The sequence below is a fragment of the Mesorhizobium sp. M5C.F.Ca.IN.020.32.2.1 genome (assembly GCF_004023105.1).
Classification (GTDB): domain Bacteria; phylum Pseudomonadota; class Alphaproteobacteria; order Rhizobiales; family Rhizobiaceae; genus Mesorhizobium; species Mesorhizobium wenxiniae.
Genome location: NZ_RZSX01001295.1, coordinates 1 through 1,209, shown reverse-complemented (window position 1 = coordinate 1,209; position 1,209 = coordinate 1). Strand labels below are relative to the sequence as shown.

Here is a 1,209-nt window from a genome sequence, read left to right as displayed (position 1 = left end):
ACTCTGACGCGCCGCTCCCGGACGGAAAGGGTGTCGAGTGACCGCCGCGGCGATCGCGGGAGGGCTCGTTGGGGTTGGAATGGAAGGCATCCCGGTCGAAGGGATGCCTTCACACGCCCGACGCTCCCTATCTTGCAATCGTTTCGAGCAGTGCGCTCTTGGAGGAACTGGAGCAGTTTCCGATGATGTTGCAGCCGGAATCTGCGGCGCGTTCGCCTGCCCGTTGCAACTCGCGATAAACTTGAACCGCAATCAGATCGCCAGCGATTTCGGCGACCTGCTCCCGCTGTTCGACGCTCAGTTTCAGACTTGCAAGGCTCAATCTGTCAGCCATATTACGTCTCCCAAGTTACGAGATAAGTTTTGGCGTTAATCCAATGTTTCGTGCGAAGCCTCCCTTGGTTGTTGAGCGCGAAAGTAACGTCAGCCTCCCGGTTTTCGGCCACCCGGTTTCGACCCCGCGCGCTGAGCAGCGACGGCGGACAGTCGGCTTGGCGGTTCTCTTTTCCCGGGTGTCGCCGGTTTTCGATCGTCAAGATTCTCGCGCACGATCAGCGCGACCTCCTCATCAATGATTTGCGTCAGGACATCGACGAGCTTGTCGCCGCCAGGGCGACCAATCTCGATGGTCGAAAGGCTCTCCTCGACCAGTGCGCGTGTGCCGCTCATCCAATTGTCCTCCATCACAGCATGTCCTTGGAAGATGACGAACAATTGCCGATGATGTCGCAGCTTCCGTTGGAGCAGTTGCCGATAATCGAGCATCCCGCCACTTTCGCCAGATCGTTGCGGATTTGCAGCTCGCGGTAGACGTGGATTGCGATCAGATCGCTGGTGACCTCGGCCACTTTCTCGCGGTCCGTTGCCGATAGGCCCAGTTGTGACAGCATTCCAGGTGATCGTGTATCCGACATCGTTCCCTCCTCGGATAGTGACCGTACTGCACTAGATGTGCAGCACCGATTGCGCCCCGAATTCCTTCAAGCCTGCCAGTCTTGAATTGTCGGCCGGCCGCTCGCTTTCGGGAAGCGCGGCCAGATCGCTCACCAGCAGCTCCGCCCACTCGGCCGCCTTCTCGGCGTACTTCGGCGAAGACAGCATGAAATGGCATAGATGACACTGATCGCTGAAACGTTCCGGAATCTCGTTGTCAACGTCTTGCTGACGCAGGAAAGGCAGGAAAAACCCCGGCCCGACGGATTCCAGGAC

General features: G+C 58.5%; 4 protein-coding genes. All 4 read right to left on the bottom strand.

The features are described 5' to 3' along the window. Positions 1–127 precede the first annotated feature (127 nt). The gene (locus EOA86_RS35380) at positions 128–334 is read right to left on the bottom strand and encodes a hypothetical protein (RefSeq protein ID WP_127209029.1); all 207 of its coding nucleotides are present in this window, start codon (positions 332–334) and stop codon (positions 128–130) included. An 89-nt stretch (positions 335–423) separates the two neighbouring features. Next, on the bottom strand, positions 424–669 hold the full coding sequence (locus EOA86_RS35375; RefSeq protein ID WP_127209030.1) for a hypothetical protein: 246 nt from the start codon (positions 667–669) through the stop codon (positions 424–426). Between the two features lie 14 nt (positions 670–683). Continuing rightward, positions 684–914 carry a hypothetical protein gene (locus EOA86_RS35370; protein WP_127209031.1) on the bottom strand — a complete coding sequence of 77 codons (231 nt, stop codon included), beginning with the start codon at positions 912–914 and terminating at the stop codon, positions 684–686. 31 nt (positions 915–945) lie between these two features. Next, the coding region (locus EOA86_RS39750) for a hypothetical protein (RefSeq protein ID WP_206630238.1) at positions 946–1,209 on the bottom strand (264 nt) is incomplete at its 5' end.

Coding starts and splice junctions, on each gene's coding strand:
- EOA86_RS35370 (WP_127209031.1), bottom strand. CDS start 914: ATGTCGGATACACGATCACCTGGAATGCTGTCACAACTGGGCCTATCG.
- EOA86_RS35375 (WP_127209030.1), bottom strand. CDS start 669: ATGAGCGGCACACGCGCACTGGTCGAGGAGAGCCTTTCGACCATCGAG.
- EOA86_RS35380 (WP_127209029.1), bottom strand. CDS start 334: ATGGCTGACAGATTGAGCCTTGCAAGTCTGAAACTGAGCGTCGAACAG.